The organism is Pauljensenia sp. UMB3104, assembly GCF_030217285.1.
Classification (GTDB): Bacteria; Actinomycetota; Actinomycetes; order Actinomycetales; family Actinomycetaceae; genus Pauljensenia.
In genome coordinates, this window is sequence record NZ_JASONN010000192.1 from 1 (window position 1) to 302 (window position 302).

Here is a 302-nt window from a genome sequence, read left to right on the forward strand (position 1 = left end):
CATCCGGGTGGACACAAACCGAACGCGGTGAGGTACGTCCTAGCGACGGAGCGCTGTCAGGACGCGCAGAATCAACGCCCTACTCGGAATCCTACGCGGGATCCGCCGGTGTTCCGGGCACGAGCGGGGCACCACTCGGAGGCGCAAGCACAGGGCCCGAGGCCTGAACCTGCACGGGAGCACCCTGGGGCGGCGCGGGCTGAGTCGTCGGCATCTGCACGGGAGCACCCTGGGGCGCAGCGGGCTGGGCCGGTGCCGCCGCATGCGGGTAGTAGCCGACCGGGGCAGCGCCAGGAGCGGGC

At 71.9% G+C, this 302-nt stretch carries 1 pseudogene; it reads right to left on the reverse strand.

Annotated elements, in window-relative coordinates:
• Nucleotides 1-91: 91 nt before the first annotated feature.
• Nucleotides 92-302, reverse strand: a pseudogene (locus QP415_RS11330) (hypothetical protein); the annotation flags it as partial.